This window comes from Wolbachia endosymbiont (group A) of Tromatobia lineatoria (assembly GCF_964028565.1).
GTDB lineage: Bacteria > Pseudomonadota > Alphaproteobacteria > Rickettsiales > Anaplasmataceae > Wolbachia > Wolbachia pipientis.
In genome coordinates, this window is record NZ_OZ034791.1 from 137,399 (window position 1) to 153,932 (window position 16,534).

Genomic DNA, 16,534 nt, shown 5'->3' on the forward strand with positions numbered 1-16,534 from the left:
TTATTTTCTAATGCCTAACTTCTCTATTAATTCCTGATAGGCTTCATTACCAAATTTACGCTTTATATAATTTAAGTGCTTGCGTCTTCTACCTATCAATATAAGTAAACCACGCTTAGAGTGATGGTCATGCTTGTGCACTTTAAAATGCTCAGTTAAGTTACTGATCCTCTCAGTCAAAATTGCACATTGTACAAAAGATGAGCCTGTATCATCTTCTTTAATTGCATATATATTTATCAAGCTCTTTTTCTTTTCGGATGTTATCGACATCTAAACCTCATTTTAAATATTAAAAACACGAATAGGTTTCACACAACCATAAATAAAACTGCAGATTGCAATAGGTACACTACCCACCACCGTACAACAAATATCATGATTCTTTAAATTACGCAAGTTATTTAATACAACTTCCTGACCTTTTCTGATTTTCCCCGCATCTTCTAGGGAAATTTCAACTTTGAACATCGATTTTCAAGCCGATTCAATGGGGATGACGAAACTTTTTGTATTACTCCCTGTCACTCCATCATCTTCTGTCATCCCACCCCCCTCTGTCATCCAAGTAGCTGACACTGGGATGGCTTTGTTGCATCGCTCTTCGGATAGTAGGTAACGCACAATAAATTTATGAAGCTATCTCAAATTTAGCCATACCAATATCAGTGAATTTATTAAGCAAATAGCATTTAGTTCTTTTTCTCGATTTATCTCAGATTTATTCCTAAAACTAAATCCGAATATTTGCTTTAATCTTGAGAAAAACCCTTCAATATAAGATCTTTTCCCATAATTTACTTCTTTTTTCCATTCTTTCATGCCATCTTCACCGTATAATTTTATTAACCTAATAGCAGCATTCCTGTCAGACATATAATCTATTTCTGGATGTTCTGCCGCATTGTTTATTGGTGGAATTTTTGTCTTTATATCATATTCGTTACACAACTTATAAAACTTGTGCCTATCACATGCTCTATCTGCATATAGTGCTTTTATGGCATGCTGAAAATCAACTTCTTTTAGCAAATCACAAGCTCCATAGTGATCAGAGTAGACACCGTTACTGTATTTTACAGCTATGGCTTTTTTGTTGTTTATATTCAACATTACGTGCAATTTTCTCGTTTGCTCATAGCCACGATATTTTCTGTCAGTGCTATTTTCCTTGCTGTGACCAGGAGTGTTGTTGTATATACTAATTCCTGTACTGTCTATAGCAATTTCGATATCTTCCATATTATTTTTATCAATTCTGCAATCATTTATCTTAATATTAAGTTTCTCAAACCTTCTTGATGCTTGTGAATAGCTGATAACTGCCAAATCTCTTCCTATTTGTTGCAAATACCCTTTTATAAACCCGACTGTTTGTCTTAAACCAATTCTAAAGAAACTGACGATTATATGCACCAAAATCACAACTTTATCACTATAAATATAGTTGCCGCCCTGCATTTTTGGACAATTCTCGTACCAATTTTCTATGGCGTCATTGATATAACAAAAAATGCTTCCTCTTTCTTGGAGAAATTTGTTATATTCATGGCAGTTACTGACTCTCATTTTTTGTGGCATATTTTTTCTTCAACAGTTAAATGGCTATTTATAATGAATTTTGTCAGTAACTGCCAGTTCTTTTCACTTGAGCGATGCAACAAAGCCCACTGGGATCCAGTTTCACCTTGTGATGGTGTCATGAAAGTAGCTGACACTGGTTTCCATCCAAGACGGTGTCATTCCTTACTATTACCCACAAATATAAATGGACTAAAAAGTAAAATATTACAATATTAAAGTTTGCAAATATTGAGGGTGTAAAATGGCAAGTAAAAGTAGTGAATGGGCTAAAAATGAATTTGGAGATAAAAGGTTAACTGAGCGATTAGTAAAGATTGCTGATATGTTTGACAAAATTACCTGAAAGTTAGATTAATCAAGCATGTGAAAGTTGGTCAGAAGCAAAAACAGCATAACGTTTTTTTCAAAATGAGAATGTAAAAGAAAGTGATATTTTAGCTACACATATTAATAAGACGGTTGAGAGAACAAAAGCTCACAAGAGGGTTCTTGTCATTCAAGATACCAGTTACATTGTATATAATAACCATAAAAAAACAAGCGGATTAGCAAATTTGTCCAGTTATGATACTGCAAAAGGTATTATAATGCATACAGCTCTTGCCGTTAGTATAGAAGGTTTGGTACTAGGGATACTAGATCAAAAAGTTTATTCAAGACCTGAAGAAACTGAGAACCTTAAAAAAAAGAGCGATCGCATTGAAGATAAAGAAAGCGTAAAGTGGTTGGAAACTTTAAGAAAAACAAATAATATTATTGATCCAACTCAAACTGAGACTATAACTGTATGCGATAGAGAAGCAGATATATATGACTTTTTTGAGCTTGCACATAATCTTAATTCGGCAGTGCTAGTTAGAGCATGCAGAGATAGAGCAGTAAATAGAAAATCTCGATATCCTGAAAAAGGTGAGCAGAAGTTATGGGCATTTATTAAATCCTCTCATTGTGCAGGTACGGTAGAAGTTGAAGTTCCTGTAAAAGATAATAAGCCAAAAAGAACAGCACGTTTGGAAGTTAGATTTGGAAAGTTTATGATGAATCCATCTAAGAATAATATTAGGCATAAGACGGAAGAACTACCTAAATTACCACTTTATGCAGTTTATGTTGTTGAGAAAACTCCCCTTCCCTTAAAAAAAACCGCTAGAATGGATGCTATTAACGAATCTTTCAGTTAATACTTTCGATGAAGCTGTTGAAAAAATTAGTTGGTATCAACTATGTTTTTTAAAAATTTTTTTATTTGTGTAATTTTGCAAATTATATGGGCAATAAAAACCCGTTTGTCATAGAAATAGAATTTTATATCAAACAGCTACCACAGCAATTTCTGCTTAAGCTAATGAATATGTGCTTTAAGTCTGTGTGGACGCACATATTCATTAGCCAATTTCAGTTACCGTTGTGAAGATTTTTAAGTATGCAAATTAATTGCTTCTTTAAGTCTTGTATTAGCAATTACTATAATTTTACGCATTAGGGCTGTTATAGCCACCATCTTCTTCTTACCACTTTCAACAAGCTTAGAATAAAAGGCGCCAAGTATAGATTTTGACCTTGTAGCAGCCATAGCGGCTGTAAAGAGCTTTGAACGAACGTTACTTCTACCACCTGTAATCCTTCGGTAACCAACAGCTTTACCACTTTCTTTTGGATGCGGTGCAACTCCGGCAAGACTTGCTACTTCTTTTCTATTTAAGTAACCAAGCTCTGGCATTAAACACAAAAAATCTTGTGATAACTTTTTACCTATTCCAGGAACTGTTTTAAGAATTTTTTGGCGTTGTTGTAATTCGCGGCTTTCATCAATAATCTTTTGTATAGTATCATTGAGTTCGTTTATTTGACTATCGAAAAACTCAATGGTCTTTTGACAGCTTTCTTTTATATGATCATTTTCCGGTGCTTCAAGTCTGCATTTTTCTTGAGTTCTCATTTGCGTAATATCATCACGACGTTGACAAAGTGCAGCCAAAGTTGATTGTTCTGTAGAGGTAGGTACAAATAGAGAGATAGTTCTATGGCGTTCAAATCCATATTGAGCAAGAGCTCTTGCATCTGATCTATCAGACTTTGCTAAAGTTCCGTGAGATAAAATAAAGCTTTTTACTTTACGAGTATTAGCTCGATGCACGGCAATATTTTTGTCGGTAAGAAAATGTGATAAGCCAAGCTCATATTTCCCTGTATTTTCTAAAGTCACTAAAGCATTAGGTAGAATATCTGAAAACTCTTGAAATAATTGTTGCCAACCAGAAGCATTATTATCAAATTCGACAGCATTCTTCTGTTTGTGAATTGCAACGACATTTTTAAATTTTCCGATGTCAATGCCAATAAAATTTTGATAAGATGTAACCATAATAAACCTCGATAGTTTTAGTTAATTTAAGATTGTAAACGGGTGCATATATATGTCCCAAGCAACTATTCAAACGTATCGAGAGATAGGGCTAGCGTACCTTGATACCAACGGTTGTAATACCAATTTCCTTTCGGTCGCGCACGCCCGCTATTCCTAGTGAGCAGGGTTATCTTTCTCTCTTATCTCTTTTATATCACGTTTTTAACTTACAATTGCCTTAGATGGAAAATAGAGATATTACATAAAATTTTAAATCCGGTCTCAAAGTTGAAGAATGTAGGCTTGGAATAGCAGAAAGACTAATGAGATATCTAACAGTTATGAGTATTATTGCTTGGAGGATCTTCTTTATTACATCAATTGCAAGAGCTAACCCAACATTACCATGTACTACCTTATTAGCTGAAGAAGAATGGAAAGTTTTATACGTTAAAATACACAGAAAACCATGTCCAAGTGTAGTTCCCAACATAAAAGAAGCTGTTTCATGAACTTGGAGGCCATTTAGCAAGAAAAAATGACCCAAAACCAGGACCAATTACTCTTTGGAAAGGATATAAACGTCTCTTTGATTTAGCAGAAGGATGGCGACTTGCTCACGAACCTCATATTTGTGGGTAATAGTAAGATTTGATATGCTGCCAACACTTATGTTCAAATTAAAAATGTCATTTATGATACTAGCCACTTCACGCTTTGAGTTTTTGTAAAATCCGCTGAGTGCTGCAATTATAGACTTAACCCTTGGACCAAATGTATCTGGCGTAACACCTTCTGGTAACTTGCTACTTTTTCTTTTTCTGCATCTCCAACAACGACCATGTTCCAATTACTACATAAGGCCTAATTTCCGGAAGATCAACTTTTTGGTGAACATAAGGTTTTTCGCATATTACAAGCTCTCCTCCGCATTCGCAAATATTAGGCAACTCTATTTTTACTACTTTATCCGCTTCCATTGTGGCATGAAAATTTCCTTTATGCCCAACCTGATCGCCAACATTCCTTTCGCTTTTTGGCTTGTCCTTTTTTATTTTGTATAGCTCTTTTGAGCTGGGCAGGGATGAGTTTTTTGAATTTAAACCGAGCCTTTCCTTTAATTCAGCGTTCTCTATCTTTAAAGCTTTATTTTCTGCTTTTAAGTTTTCTATCTCTGCTTTCAGTTTTTCTATTTTTTGCTGTAAATTTTTGCAAAGTTCTCAAAGGTTTACCACATTACCTCACTTTTGCTCTATGATTATCTTTATTATCTTGCTTTGTCTACCTTATTCTACCACTCCGCTGAACGGATACAATTTACTAAACAGAAAAAAAGGCAAAAGAAACCCTAGGGTAGCTAGTTATTCACTATCCATTTTTTAAGTTGGCGTTTTTTAATGTTTTAAATAGCGCATTTCAGCTTATATTAGGTAAAAACCTAGAAATTTTATAAAGACATAAGGTGCACATAGTGCAAAAAATTAAGCATGATTTACGCCAAATACATTAAGTTTTTTGTCATTAATCCACTGCAGAGATTGCGAAGATAAATAAATAGCTTCAGTGTTATAATAAGGGGGCTGGCGAAGCTTGTCAAGGAAGTTTTTATGATTTATCTAACGAACTTTACACTTGCTAAAGTTGTACCATCTTGGTAACTTTAACTGAAAGAAGTTATTTTTTATCCAATATGAAAAAAGCCTTTATATTCACATCCTTAATAGCAATTATATTGATAGTTATTACTTATTTATACAGAAACGACGGAACTAATGACTCACAAGTGGTAAATGTTTATTCATCGCGCAAAGAAGAATTAGTACGTACTTTGTTTGATGAATTCACGAAAAATACAGGTATTAAAGTACGTTACATCATTGATGATTATTCTCAGCTACTTTCACGAATGGAAAACGGTGGTGAAGCTGACTTATTTTTGACTGCTGATGCAATCAACTTAATTCTAGCAAAAAAAAGAGGACTTTTATCTCAAGTAGATTCAGAGGTTTTAAAAAGTGTTATACCTGCAAGATTTAGAGACAGTGAAGATTATTGGTTTGGTCTTACAAAAAGAGCTAGGATATTGGTTTACAATAAAGAGTCAGTAGACCCTAAGGACTTAAGTACTTATGAAGATTTAGCAAATGAAAAATGGAAAGGAAAAATATTAGTGCGTTCTTCTACAAGTCCATATAACAGATCGTTAATTGCTTTTATGATTGCAAATAATGGTTTTGAAAAGACGAAAGAATGGGTAAGCGGAATTGTGAACAATATGGCAAGAAAACCAAGTGGTGGTGATACTGATCAAATTTACGCCGTAGCAGCGGGTGAGGGAGATGTTGCAATAGTAAACAGCTACTACTTTGCGAGAATTCTTTCATCAGAAAATAAAAAGAATGTTGCAGACAAGCTAGGGGCTTTTTTTCCTAATCGCAACGATCACGGTGTAATGGTAAACATCAGTGGTGCAGCAGTAACAAAAAACGCAAAAAACAGGGAAAATGCTATAGTCTTATTGGAATTTTTAGTAAGCAAGCAGGCTCAAGAGTTATACGCTAAAAAAAACCAAGAATATCCTATTATTGAAGGCGTTGAGACTTCCGATATACTAAAATCTTGGGGAAATTATTCACAAAGTGATTTGCCTCTAAGTGAACTTGAGAAGCATCTTTTTGAGGCTGTTATGATAGCGGATGAGTGTAAGTGGAAGTAATCCCCAGCGCCACTAAACATTGGGATGAAAGATTTATGCTAATATACCTTACTCTTGACTCGCTGAACTTTTTCTTCCTTCTAACTTAATTTTGACTTTACTATCTTTTTCCGTTCTTTCACCAAAACAATTGCTGCACAAGAAGTCTATTGAAAAAAGGTAATAAGAAAGTAGAATAGGTTCAAGTAGTTGAAAAGGAAACTATGAACAAGAGAAGGAATTTGTTAAACATCTCAGACCTTACAGTCGATGATGTAGAAAATATAACTAAGTTGGCCAACCAGTACCTTAAAAAAGAAGTTGCAAATAGTCATATCTTGGAAAATAAGACAGTAATAAATTTATTCTTTGAAGATTCAACGCGTACACTTGCGTCTTTTGAAATAGCAGCAAAAAGCCTTGGAGCAAATGTTGTAACTTTGCCAATAAGATCTTCTTCTATTAACAAGGGAGAAGATCTAAAAGACATGATCAAAACATTAAATGCAATGAATCCTGATTACATAATAATCAGGCATAAAAGTAGTGGTATCATTAATACACTGGCAAAGTATGTTAACTGCTCGCTAATCAATGCAGGCGATGGAAGTAGTGAACATCCAACTCAAGCTCTTGCAGACTATCTTGTAATCAGCAATCACAAAAAGCAAATAAAGGACCTCAAAGTTGTGATATGTGGAGATATTCTGCACAGTAGAGTTGCAAGATCAAATATAAGATTGCTAAAAATGTTTGGAGCAGAGATAAACTTGGTCGCACCACCAACTTTGATTTGTAAGCATTTTCCTGAAGTAGATTCAGTCCATTATTCATTAATTGAAGGTATAAAGGATGCTGACGTAATTATGCTTTTGAGATTGCAGAAAGAGCGCATGAATAATAGTTCTTCAGAGAAAGAATATTTTTATTTGTATGGACTTGATTCACAAAAGCTATCATACGCAAAACCAGATGCGATTGTTATGCACCCAGGGCCAATAAACAGAGGGATTGAGATTAGCAGCGATGTAGCAGATTGTGTTATTTTACAGCAAGTAGAATTTGGATTGGCAATACGTAAGGCAGTGTTGCACTATTATAGGCCTTGCTAATATTAAAAGATGCTACACAACTAATGCAAAAAGGGGGGGCATGAAATGACAAGGCTTGTAAATGGTTTGAGAATGGCCATTAAGATGTTAAGGCCGAGGATATGGTGTGGAAGTTTTTACGAAAGCCTGAAGTCAATCAACAACCTTGCAGAACGGCAAATTAGACGGCTATCGTAAAAACAGCTTTTTCACCTGGTCGGAACATGGAGAAAGATTTGTGGAAAGAATGTTGTCGATATTTTTGACATCACGTCTCAATGGCCAAAATCCCTTCCAAAAGTTACGACTGCTTAGTTCTTTATTCATTCTCACAATCCGTGAACGGTTACAACCTAGATTCCAGTGGGCTTTGTTGCATCGCTAGCTATGATGGATTAAAGATAAAAAAGATAGGGAATATCAGTAGCTTATTATTCTGGTATTTATAACAAGAACGGTCAATGAATACCTAAATTTGAGTAAAAGAAATTTCACTACCATTTACCAATCCGGCTAAAATTCAAGAATTTCAATGCTTTAGCTATTTTCAATAGAATTAAATTTATTAATATAAATAACAAATTACTATTCTTAAATTTGATCAGATTGATTGCAAAAAAAACAAGATTTTCAATAGGTTGCTTATAATCCTAACTATAGTTAGCCTTTCATAAGTAGCGATGCAACAAAGCCATTCCAGTGTCAGCTACTTTCATAACACCATATTACCTTAACAAAAGCAAATGTTCGTACAGATGTGCATCAGCTACTTTCATCTGCCACCTGCAAATTGCAATGTTCGTACAGTTATGTGTCACGCTACTTGGATGACACCGTTGAAAGAAATGAACCGCCTTTTCAAAATTGTTTTGAATAGAGGAATAACATTCACAAGTAAAATTTCATATTACCATTTTTTAATTTATGTATTATAATAAGCTTAATCTATAAGAAAAACAAAGTTGGAAAAGTTGGAAGAACTAAGCAAAAACTGGGTGATAAGAACGGGAAGATTTTTATCTTCATTGTTTTTTTTACTGTTGATTGCGCTATCAATACGTAGTTTTTTATTCGAGCCATTTCATATACCTTCTGGTTCAATGAAAAGCACCCTACTTGAAGGGGATTACATTTTTACTAGTAAATATTCATACGGTTACAGTAAACACTCCTTTCCATTTTCTCCAAACATTTTTAGCGGCAGGATTTTTTATACCCCTCCAAAGCGTGGCGACATAGTAGTTTTCAAACCCACAAGAAATGACAGCATCAGGTTTGTTAAGCGAGTAATAGGAACACCAGGTGACAAAGTGCAAATGATAGAGGGAGAATTATACCTAAATGATCAGAAAGTAGAGCGAAGGCAAATTGAAAGTTTTTTTGATTATGAGTCAAATCGTAACATACCAAGATATATAGAAACGCTTTTAAGTGGCAAGGAACATGAGATTTTGGTAGATGACATTTCTAATAAGCTATCATATAACACTCCGGTTTATTATGTACCTAACGATCAATTTTTCGTTATGGGAGACAATAGAAATAATTCTTTAGATAGTAGGTTTCCTGAAGTTGGTTTTGTACCAATGGAAAATATCATTGGGCGTGTAAGCATAGTTGGTTTATCATTTAAATTAGGAAAGGTCGATTGGTTACCATTTAATTTCAGGTTACCTGTTGCTTTGAGATTAAATAGGGTATTGCACAAGGTTGTGTAAGCTTTTTCTACCTATTTGTTAATTCACACAACTCTAAAGAAGAATTTTCTAACTCGGCGATAGTGTTGTTAATTTCATTCAAGTCATTGCCTTGTAAAGCGTTTTTTGCATTTTGTAATAGGTTTTTCAACTTTTGATCAGTGGAAAGGTTATTATTGTTTTCAACCAAGTGTATGAGTTTATTTCCATTAATTTTAGCACCTGCAAGGGAACGAGCCTTCATATCTTCGTCAAAACTGTTTATTGACTGGTTAACCATATTTTGAACATCAGCTTCACTCAAGCCAAAACTTGAATTTACTTTAACTGTCTGCTCAATTCCAGTAGTTTTTTCTCTTGCAGTAACAGTCAAGATTCCGTCAACGTTAACTGTAAATTCTATTTCAACTCTTGCAGAACCTGCAGGCAGTGGAGGTATACCTTTTAGTTCAAACTGCGCTAGAGATTTGTTATCCTCTATCATTTCACGTTCTCCCTGACAAACATGAATTTTCATTGCTGTTTGCCCATCAATATAAGTTGTAAACTCTTTTGTTTCTGAAACTGGCAGTGGCGTATTTCTTGGTATGATTTTTTCAACTATGCCTCCCATAGTTTCTATGCCAAGTGATAGAGGTAAAACATCCAGGAGAATATTCCTATCTTTTGAGCTCGAAGTTAAATCATGAGCCTGCAGAGCTGCCCCAATGGCAACTGCTTTATCTGGATCCACGTCATTTAGTACTTTATTTCCAAAGAGTTTGACTAGTGAATTTTGAACCAATGGTGTTCTAGTTGCACCACCAACTAAAATTACTCCTTTTATATTATCAATTTTAAGATCTATGTTGCTTATAGTACGAGTGACTATATTGATAGTCTTATTGACCAAAGAACTGATTGCCTGCTCGAATTCTTCTCTGGTAATTTCGCACTCAAATGGCTTGCCGTTAACATTAAATTCAAAGATACCTATAGTGTGATTGCTTAGGTACTCTTTCACAGAGCGTGATTCGATAAGTAAGGAATTTAGTTGCTTAGCCGTCTTTTCTCTATACTTATCAATCACAATTGAACTCAGCAAATGATCAAAATCATCACCGCCGAGTTTGGTGTCACCACCAACCGCAAGGACTTGAAACACTCCTTGGTGCAATTTCAATATCGAAATATCGAACGTTCCGCCACCAAGGTCATAAACTGCATATATTCCACTGCTATTGTTCTTTTCAATGGAGTAAGAAAGCGCTGCAGCGGTTGGCTCGTTAACGAGGCGAAGAACTTCTATTCCAGCTAATTTTGCCGCATATTTGGTTGCGTTACGTGCTGAATCGTCAAAGTAAGCTGGCACAGTAATCACTGCTTTTTTTACTTCCAGCCCCTTAGACTTTTTTACCCTCTCACATAAAGCTTTTAATATCTCAGCAGAAATCTCAATAGGAGTAAGATACTTTTCCTCTGCGCATTTTATTCTAATAACTTTTTCGCTTTCATGATCTATTTCAAAATTGACGCCTTCTTTATTTAATTCTTCAACACTTTTACCCATTAAACGCTTTATTGAGTAGATTGCATTTTGACCGACATCGTAGCCAGTTTTCAATGTATTATTTTCATATGAAAGAGCAGAAGGCAGCAGTTCTCTTCCTTGTTCATCTTTAAATATCTCCACGTTGCCAGCTTTATTTACCATAGCAATCAAAGAATTGGTGGTGCCAAGGTCTATACCAAAAACTACTTCACTTGAATTTGGTTCAGAAATTTGAATTGGTTGCATTCTTTTTCACCTCCTCAAATGACTTATATAAATATTTCAATCTTAAGACTTGTGTAGCAGCTCCATCAAAATTCTTTACAGCAAAAGTGTTAATTAGGTTTTTAACGCAATCTTTTATTTTTTCATCAATCATCCTGCTTGCAAATTGTAGATCGTCGCAGTCCAGCAAATACTCTCTTATTTCCATTGATTCACTTAATATTTCAGAATTTAAGTGGTCCTTTTGGCTTTTCACATCAAAAAAATCCAGCAAATGCTCAGCACGCTTTAGCGGTGACTTTAGTATCTGATAAGCTCTGTTAATATTTTCCATGTTTTGGGACTGTCTTTCATTTATATCAGTCCTGCTTAGCTCGATATATTTTTTCTCTAACTCATCAAAGCTGATATTGAAAGCTGGTTCAATTTCAAACAATGCAAAATAGTTGCTAGACATGAAAACTCTCTCCACAACCACATTTTCCTTTCTCATTAGGATTTTTGAAAACAAAACCCGATGAAAATTTTTCTTCTACATAATCCATTTCAGAGCCAAGAATAAACATGACGGATTTTGGATCGATTAACACTTTAACTTTTTGGCCATCACTACAGTTTTCCTCAATTATCGACTCTAAAGGACGAGTATCATATGCATATTCAATATCATATTTTAAACCAGAACATCCTTTTTGCTTAATTAGCACTCTTATTCCTATTGCTTCTTCCGGTTTCTCAAGGTTAGCATGCTTTTTTTGATCCAATAAATACCTTATCCTTTCTACTGCTTCCGCAGTTATAGTGATAAGTTTTTTATTCTTTTTTACAGTTTCACCTCCGCCTACTTCTTGATATTCACCCATGTTCGTAGCTTCTTAATTCTTTTGTTTACTTTGATAGTCATGAATAGCAGCCTTTATAGCATCTTCAGCAAGTACCGAACAGTGTATCTTCACTGGAGGTAAAGACAACTCTTCCACTATTTGAGTATTCTTTATCTGTGTAACGTCACTGATGGTTCTTCCCTTTATCATCTCTGTTAACAAGGAACTTGAAGCAATGGCAGAACCGCAACCAAAAGTTTTAAATTTTGCATCTTCAATAACACCTTTGTCATTGACCTTTATCTGCAATTTCATTACATCACCGCACGATGGTGCACCAACTAGGCCAGTACCAACATTTGGATCATTTTTATCCAGAGAGCCAACATTCCTTGGATTTTCGTAATGATCTAAAATTTTCTCATTATAACTCATAAAATTACCTGTGAACCGCTATTCTACATTATAACATATTTAGGTTAAAAACTAAAGTAAAATACACTCAAAAAGTGTAATTTTTGTAAGGTAAAATTGTAGTTTTTGAGTGTATTTTACTTTACAAATTCACGTAGTGCATGTCATTCTTTATATTGTAATTAAGTTTATAATTTAAAAAGGAGTATCCCTTGAGTTTGTTTAGTAACCTTTATCAGGGCCTGTTAAAAACTTCTTCTCGCTTTAGCGACGGGGTGAAAAGTATTTTTTCTGGCAAAAAAAAATTAGATCAGTCGCTTTTAGATGAATTAGAAGAATTGCTAATTAGCATGGATATTGGTCATAAAACTTCCAAGTTGATTATCGATAGGCTCACAAGCATCAAATTTGACAAGGAAGTTGAGTATAATACCATCACACAGCAGCTAATGAGCGAAATAGAATCGATATTGAACCCTGCTGTGCAACCGCTAATTTTAAACAAAAAACCACATATAATAATGGTATGCGGAGTAAATGGTAACGGTAAAACCACGACTATAGGTAAGCTCGCATATAAATATAAGGAAATGGGAAAATCCGTTATGCTTGTTGCATGCGACACATTTAGAGCTGCTGCTAGTGAACAATTAAACATTTGGGCAGAACGTTCTGATTGCTTGATTGTTACTGGAGAGTACGGTAGCGACTCTGCAAGTGTGGCATATAGAGCTGTAAGTCAAGCTATAAAAGATAACGTTGATGTTGTTCTAATTGACACAGCAGGAAGGCTGCAAAATAATGTGAACCTTATGGAGGAGTTATCAAAAATATATAGAACGATAAAGAAATTGGATGACACTGCCCCTCATGACGTTATTTTAGTTCTTGACGCAACTACCGGCCAAAATGCTTATAGCCAATTAGAAGCATTTAGCAAAATGGTTAATGTTACCGGGCTAATCGTAACAAAGTTAGATGGCACTGCTAAGGGCGGAGTGGTAATTGGACTTGCAGAAGCTTATAAGATAAAGTTACATGCTATAGGAATTGGCGAAAATATAGAGGACTTAAGGGAGTTTACTAGCAAAGAATTTGCTGAAGCGTTATTTAATTGTAATTAAAGACTTCTCTTAATTCCCTTACGTGACCAAGCTTGATTATTTCAATATCATGAGAAGAATAGTTACCATTTTTAGGCATAATTGCTTTTTTGAATCCTAACTTTTGTGCTTCTTTTAGTCTGAGATCAGCATGCGAGATGTTCCTAATTTCTCCTGAAAGTGCAACTTCACCGCAGATTATTGAAGAAGTTGGCAGCGGTAAATTTACTATACTTGAAATAAGGGAAGCAGCAACAGCAAGATCAGCCGATGGTTCCTGTATTTTGAGCCCCCCTGCAATGTTTAGGTATACCTCTTTATCATGCAAAAACATTTTGCAACGAGCATTTAGCACCGCGATGATCATAGCCAATCTATTAATATCCCACCCAACTACTGCCCTTCTTGGGGTTGCCATATTAGTTCCTGCTATTAATGCTTGAACTTCCATTAAAATTGGTCTTGAACCTTCAATTCCTGCAAATACGGCGCTGCCAACTACTTCTCTGTCATGGGCCATCAGAAACAATGATGATGGGTTATCAACAGGCACAAGTCCTGCTTCAGACATCTCAAAAACACCAATTTCATTTGCAGGGCCAAATCTATTTTTAATAGTACGCAAAATGCGATATTGATTGCTATTTTCACCTTCAAAATATAATACCGTATCCACCATATGCTCCAAAGTTTTAGGTCCAGCTATTTGTCCATCCTTAGTTATATGACCAACTATTAAGAGAGAAATACCATATTGTTTCGCAAGAATGGTTAATTCATGTGCGCAAGTGCGGACCTGAGTTACAGTTCCTGGTGCTGATGTAATTCTGCTATCATACATTGTTTGTATAGAGTCAATTACTAAGAATTTAATACTTTTGTTTTCCTTTATTGTTGCTACTACATCAGTTAAAGACACTGTAGATAAAAGCTTAATTTTAGGTTCATTTATCTTAAGACGCTTTGCTCTGAGACTCACTTGCTCTAAAGATTCCTCGCCGGATACATAAAGACATTCAAAAGAGGAAAGTTGCACAACATTAGCTGCAATTCTAAGCAAAAGGGTGGATTTCCCAATTCCAGGTTCGCCTCCAATTAAAATGCTAGCACCTTGAACGATACCCCCACCAAAAACTCTATCTAATTCTTCTATTCCTGTTAGAAAACGACTTGGAGTGATAATTTCGCTACCTGATAACGTCTTTATTAAAATTGGCGCAGATATACTTCTTTTGCCCGTTTTTACTGCTATTTCCTCAACAATTGTATCCCAATTGTCACATGCAATACACTTCCCTACCCACCTACCAGTGCTGTGACCACAGGATTGACATACATATACAGTTTTCATCAAAGCCAAAATTATTTTGTTGTAATTGTAATAAAAATTAGCTGAATATGCGAAGTAAATCTATAGCTAACCCAAGAAAGGGTTCCCTATGTCATACCGCGATTCATTCGCGGTATCTCAAAGCATAGATCCCGCTAACACGTAGCGGGATGACGAGGTCATGCCACCGCGCGAACCGTCATACCGTCACGGTATCTCTAGATCCCGCTAACAAGTAGCGGGATGACGAGCTTATCGTCACGCCGCCGCGAACCGTCATACCGCGATTCATTCGCGGTATCTCAAAGCATAGATCCCGCTAACACGTAGCGGGATGACGAGGTCATGCCACCGCGCAAACCGTCATACCGCCGCGGTATCTCTTAGCCGCTAACACGTAGCGGGATGACGGTTGTCGTTTAGCTACAAACGTTAAGAAATTTACCAAATGAAAAAAAAAGGCAAAAGAAGCCCTGGGGTTATTATCCGCTTTAAAATATTGGCGTTTTTTATGTTTTAAACGCTTGACAAGCAAGATTAAGCTGCTTTTAATTGCAACTAACTTACGCTGCAAATGTTTAAGAAGTTTACTAAGCAGAAAAAAAGACAAAGAATCCCCGAGTTAGCTAGTCTTTTACTATCTCTGTCGAGTATTGGCATTTTTTGATGTCTTGTAACGCTTTATAAGCGCGTTCAGCTTATTTAGATAAAAATCTAGATGTAGATGAAGTTTTGTAAAGACATACAGTATCTATGTACTGCAAAAAATTAAACATAAGACGCCGATACATTAAGTAATCCTTACCTTTTAATCTGCAGATTGGCGAAAGCAAATACAATAGCTTCACTATCATGATAAGGGCGCTGGCGAAGGGTGTCAAGTAAGTTTTTTGTTTCTATTCCCAATGTTATATGGTTATGTAAGAAGTCTAATAGCAAATTTTTAAGTTCCTCTTTAACTCTTTAACCAGCGGGCTCGCATGAGGAGAGGAGAGTAAAGGTCCTCTTCCATAGATATCTTCACACTTTTTTCTTCTTCTGTAGTTGGCGGACGAGTAAGAAAGTGAATCTTTGGTGCACCACTAATTATTGCCATTGGTGTTTGCTCCGCCCCTTCTCCCATAACTAAAACAGCAGACGTTGCCAACGCATCAAGAAGATTGACTTGTGTTACTTGCAGTGGTTGATCATAAAGATCTGGCTTGCCTATATAGGAATAAAATGGTTCAAATCCACACCAACCAAGAGCAACGCCCGTAACCCCAAGGCGCATAGGTGTTATGTTACTATCTGTAATCAAAATACCAAGATGTTTTATGCAGTGTTTTGTCTTGAGATAGTTCCATATTGATAGAGCTGTTTTCTGAACATCCTTTGGGTATAAAATATACATTTCATTACCATTTGATTCATCAATACCAGCAGATGGAATTAAGATATTGTCTTTGATTGTTAAATAGATGCCGTAAGAATTATGGTCTACATCAACAATTGCATCAGCTTCTCTTTTGATTAGCTCTTCTTTAGAACAAGCAGTTTTGCAAACCACTTGTTTTTGACAAATAGAAATGATTTTTGATGTGATAGCAAGAACAACTTCCTCTCCTAGCAACTCTGAAACATAGCGATCAAGAACCTGCTCTAATACTTCCCCACATTCAATGCGGTGGGTATAAATTGCTTTAACATGCAT

General features: G+C 35.5%; 15 protein-coding genes and 4 pseudogenes. 8 read left to right on the forward strand and 11 right to left on the reverse strand.

Annotated elements, in window-relative coordinates:
* The 3 genes and pseudogenes from rpsO to ABWU48_RS00745 all read right to left on the reverse strand — a co-directional run bounded on the left by rpsO (position 1) and on the right by ABWU48_RS00745 (position 1,581).
* Complete coding sequence (gene rpsO / locus ABWU48_RS00730) at positions 1-273, reverse strand: 30S ribosomal protein S15 (RefSeq protein WP_006279944.1); 273 nt, start codon at positions 271-273, stop codon at positions 1-3.
* A gap of 12 nt (positions 274-285) precedes the next feature.
* Positions 286-585: pseudogene (locus ABWU48_RS06265) on the reverse strand (tRNA pseudouridine(55) synthase TruB); the annotation flags it as partial.
* Between the two features lie 54 nt (positions 586-639).
* Positions 640-1,581, reverse strand: a complete 942-nt coding sequence (locus ABWU48_RS00745) for an IS5 family transposase (protein WP_209472548.1) — start codon at positions 1,579-1,581, stop codon at positions 640-642.
* A gap of 33 nt (positions 1,582-1,614) precedes the next feature.
* Here ABWU48_RS00745 and ABWU48_RS00750 point away from each other — a divergent pair, with 33 nt between their 5' ends.
* Positions 1,615-1,800, forward strand: a complete 186-nt coding sequence (locus tag ABWU48_RS00750) for a hypothetical protein (RefSeq protein ID WP_147155110.1) — start codon at positions 1,615-1,617, stop codon at positions 1,798-1,800.
* Positions 1,801-1,825: 25 nt separating this feature from the next.
* A pseudogene (locus ABWU48_RS00755) lies at positions 1,826-2,808 on the forward strand (IS4 family transposase); the annotation flags it as partial.
* A 193-nt stretch (positions 2,809-3,001) separates the two neighbouring features.
* Here ABWU48_RS00755 and ABWU48_RS00760 read toward each other — a convergent pair.
* On the reverse strand, positions 3,002-3,949 hold the full coding sequence (locus ABWU48_RS00760) for an IS110 family transposase (protein WP_209472550.1): 948 nt from the start codon (positions 3,947-3,949) through the stop codon (positions 3,002-3,004).
* Between the two features lie 216 nt (positions 3,950-4,165).
* Between ABWU48_RS00760 and ABWU48_RS00765 the strand changes: the two are divergent.
* Positions 4,166-4,573: pseudogene (locus tag ABWU48_RS00765) on the forward strand (IS4 family transposase); the annotation flags it as partial.
* A gap of 7 nt (positions 4,574-4,580) precedes the next feature.
* On the opposite strand, the pseudogene ABWU48_RS00770 reads toward ABWU48_RS00765, so the two are convergent.
* Positions 4,581-5,124: pseudogene (locus ABWU48_RS00770) on the reverse strand (DUF6444 domain-containing protein); the annotation flags it as partial.
* 497 nt (positions 5,125-5,621) lie between these two features.
* Between ABWU48_RS00770 and ABWU48_RS00775 the strand changes: the two are divergent.
* From ABWU48_RS00775 to lepB, 4 genes are all read left to right on the forward strand, one after another.
* The gene (locus ABWU48_RS00775; RefSeq protein WP_353288398.1) at positions 5,622-6,647 is read left to right on the forward strand and encodes an extracellular solute-binding protein; all 1,026 of its coding nucleotides are present in this window, start codon (positions 5,622-5,624) and stop codon (positions 6,645-6,647) included.
* Between the two features lie 203 nt (positions 6,648-6,850).
* Positions 6,851-7,738 carry an aspartate carbamoyltransferase catalytic subunit gene (locus ABWU48_RS00780; RefSeq protein WP_006280416.1) on the forward strand — a complete coding sequence of 296 codons (888 nt, stop codon included), beginning with the start codon at positions 6,851-6,853 and terminating at the stop codon, positions 7,736-7,738.
* Between the two features lie 45 nt (positions 7,739-7,783).
* Positions 7,784-7,915: a hypothetical protein gene (locus tag ABWU48_RS00785; protein WP_255317428.1), complete on the forward strand. Its 132-nt coding sequence runs from the start codon at positions 7,784-7,786 to the stop codon at positions 7,913-7,915.
* 773 nt (positions 7,916-8,688) lie between these two features.
* Positions 8,689-9,435 carry a signal peptidase I gene (gene lepB, locus ABWU48_RS00790; RefSeq protein WP_010962911.1) on the forward strand — a complete coding sequence of 249 codons (747 nt, stop codon included), beginning with the start codon at positions 8,689-8,691 and terminating at the stop codon, positions 9,433-9,435.
* A gap of 7 nt (positions 9,436-9,442) precedes the next feature.
* Here the strand turns inward: lepB and hscA are convergent, their stop codons facing one another.
* From hscA to iscU, 4 genes are read right to left on the reverse strand one after another with little or no spacing between them, the layout of a single operon-like run.
* On the reverse strand, positions 9,443-11,191 hold the full coding sequence (gene hscA / locus ABWU48_RS00795; protein ID WP_353288399.1) for a Fe-S protein assembly chaperone HscA: 1,749 nt from the start codon (positions 11,189-11,191) through the stop codon (positions 9,443-9,445).
* A complete protein-coding gene (locus tag ABWU48_RS00800) occupies positions 11,169-11,627 on the reverse strand; it encodes an iron-sulfur cluster co-chaperone HscB C-terminal domain-containing protein (protein WP_209473383.1) in 459 nt (152 codons plus the stop codon). Before ABWU48_RS00800 ends, hscA begins: the two co-directional genes overlap by 23 nt.
* On the reverse strand, positions 11,620-12,033 hold the full coding sequence (locus ABWU48_RS00805) for a HesB/IscA family protein (protein ID WP_209472564.1): 414 nt from the start codon (positions 12,031-12,033) through the stop codon (positions 11,620-11,622). Before ABWU48_RS00805 ends, ABWU48_RS00800 begins: the two co-directional genes overlap by 8 nt.
* Before the next feature lie 12 nt (positions 12,034-12,045).
* On the reverse strand, positions 12,046-12,429 hold the full coding sequence (iscU, locus tag ABWU48_RS00810) for a Fe-S cluster assembly scaffold IscU (protein ID WP_007548853.1): 384 nt from the start codon (positions 12,427-12,429) through the stop codon (positions 12,046-12,048).
* 191 nt (positions 12,430-12,620) lie between these two features.
* Between iscU and ftsY the strand changes: the two genes are divergently transcribed.
* Positions 12,621-13,532: a signal recognition particle-docking protein FtsY gene (gene ftsY, locus ABWU48_RS00815; RefSeq protein ID WP_010962907.1), complete on the forward strand. Its 912-nt coding sequence runs from the start codon at positions 12,621-12,623 to the stop codon at positions 13,530-13,532.
* Here ftsY and radA read toward each other — a convergent pair.
* Positions 13,519-14,862: a DNA repair protein RadA gene (gene radA / locus ABWU48_RS00820; RefSeq protein WP_264374231.1), complete on the reverse strand. Its 1,344-nt coding sequence runs from the start codon at positions 14,860-14,862 to the stop codon at positions 13,519-13,521. The two genes, ftsY and radA, sit on opposite strands and share 14 nt — an antisense overlap.
* A gap of 934 nt (positions 14,863-15,796) precedes the next feature.
* Entirely contained in the window at positions 15,797-16,534 is a 738-nt protein-coding gene (locus ABWU48_RS00825; protein WP_264705944.1) for a putative folate metabolism gamma-glutamate ligase, read from the reverse strand.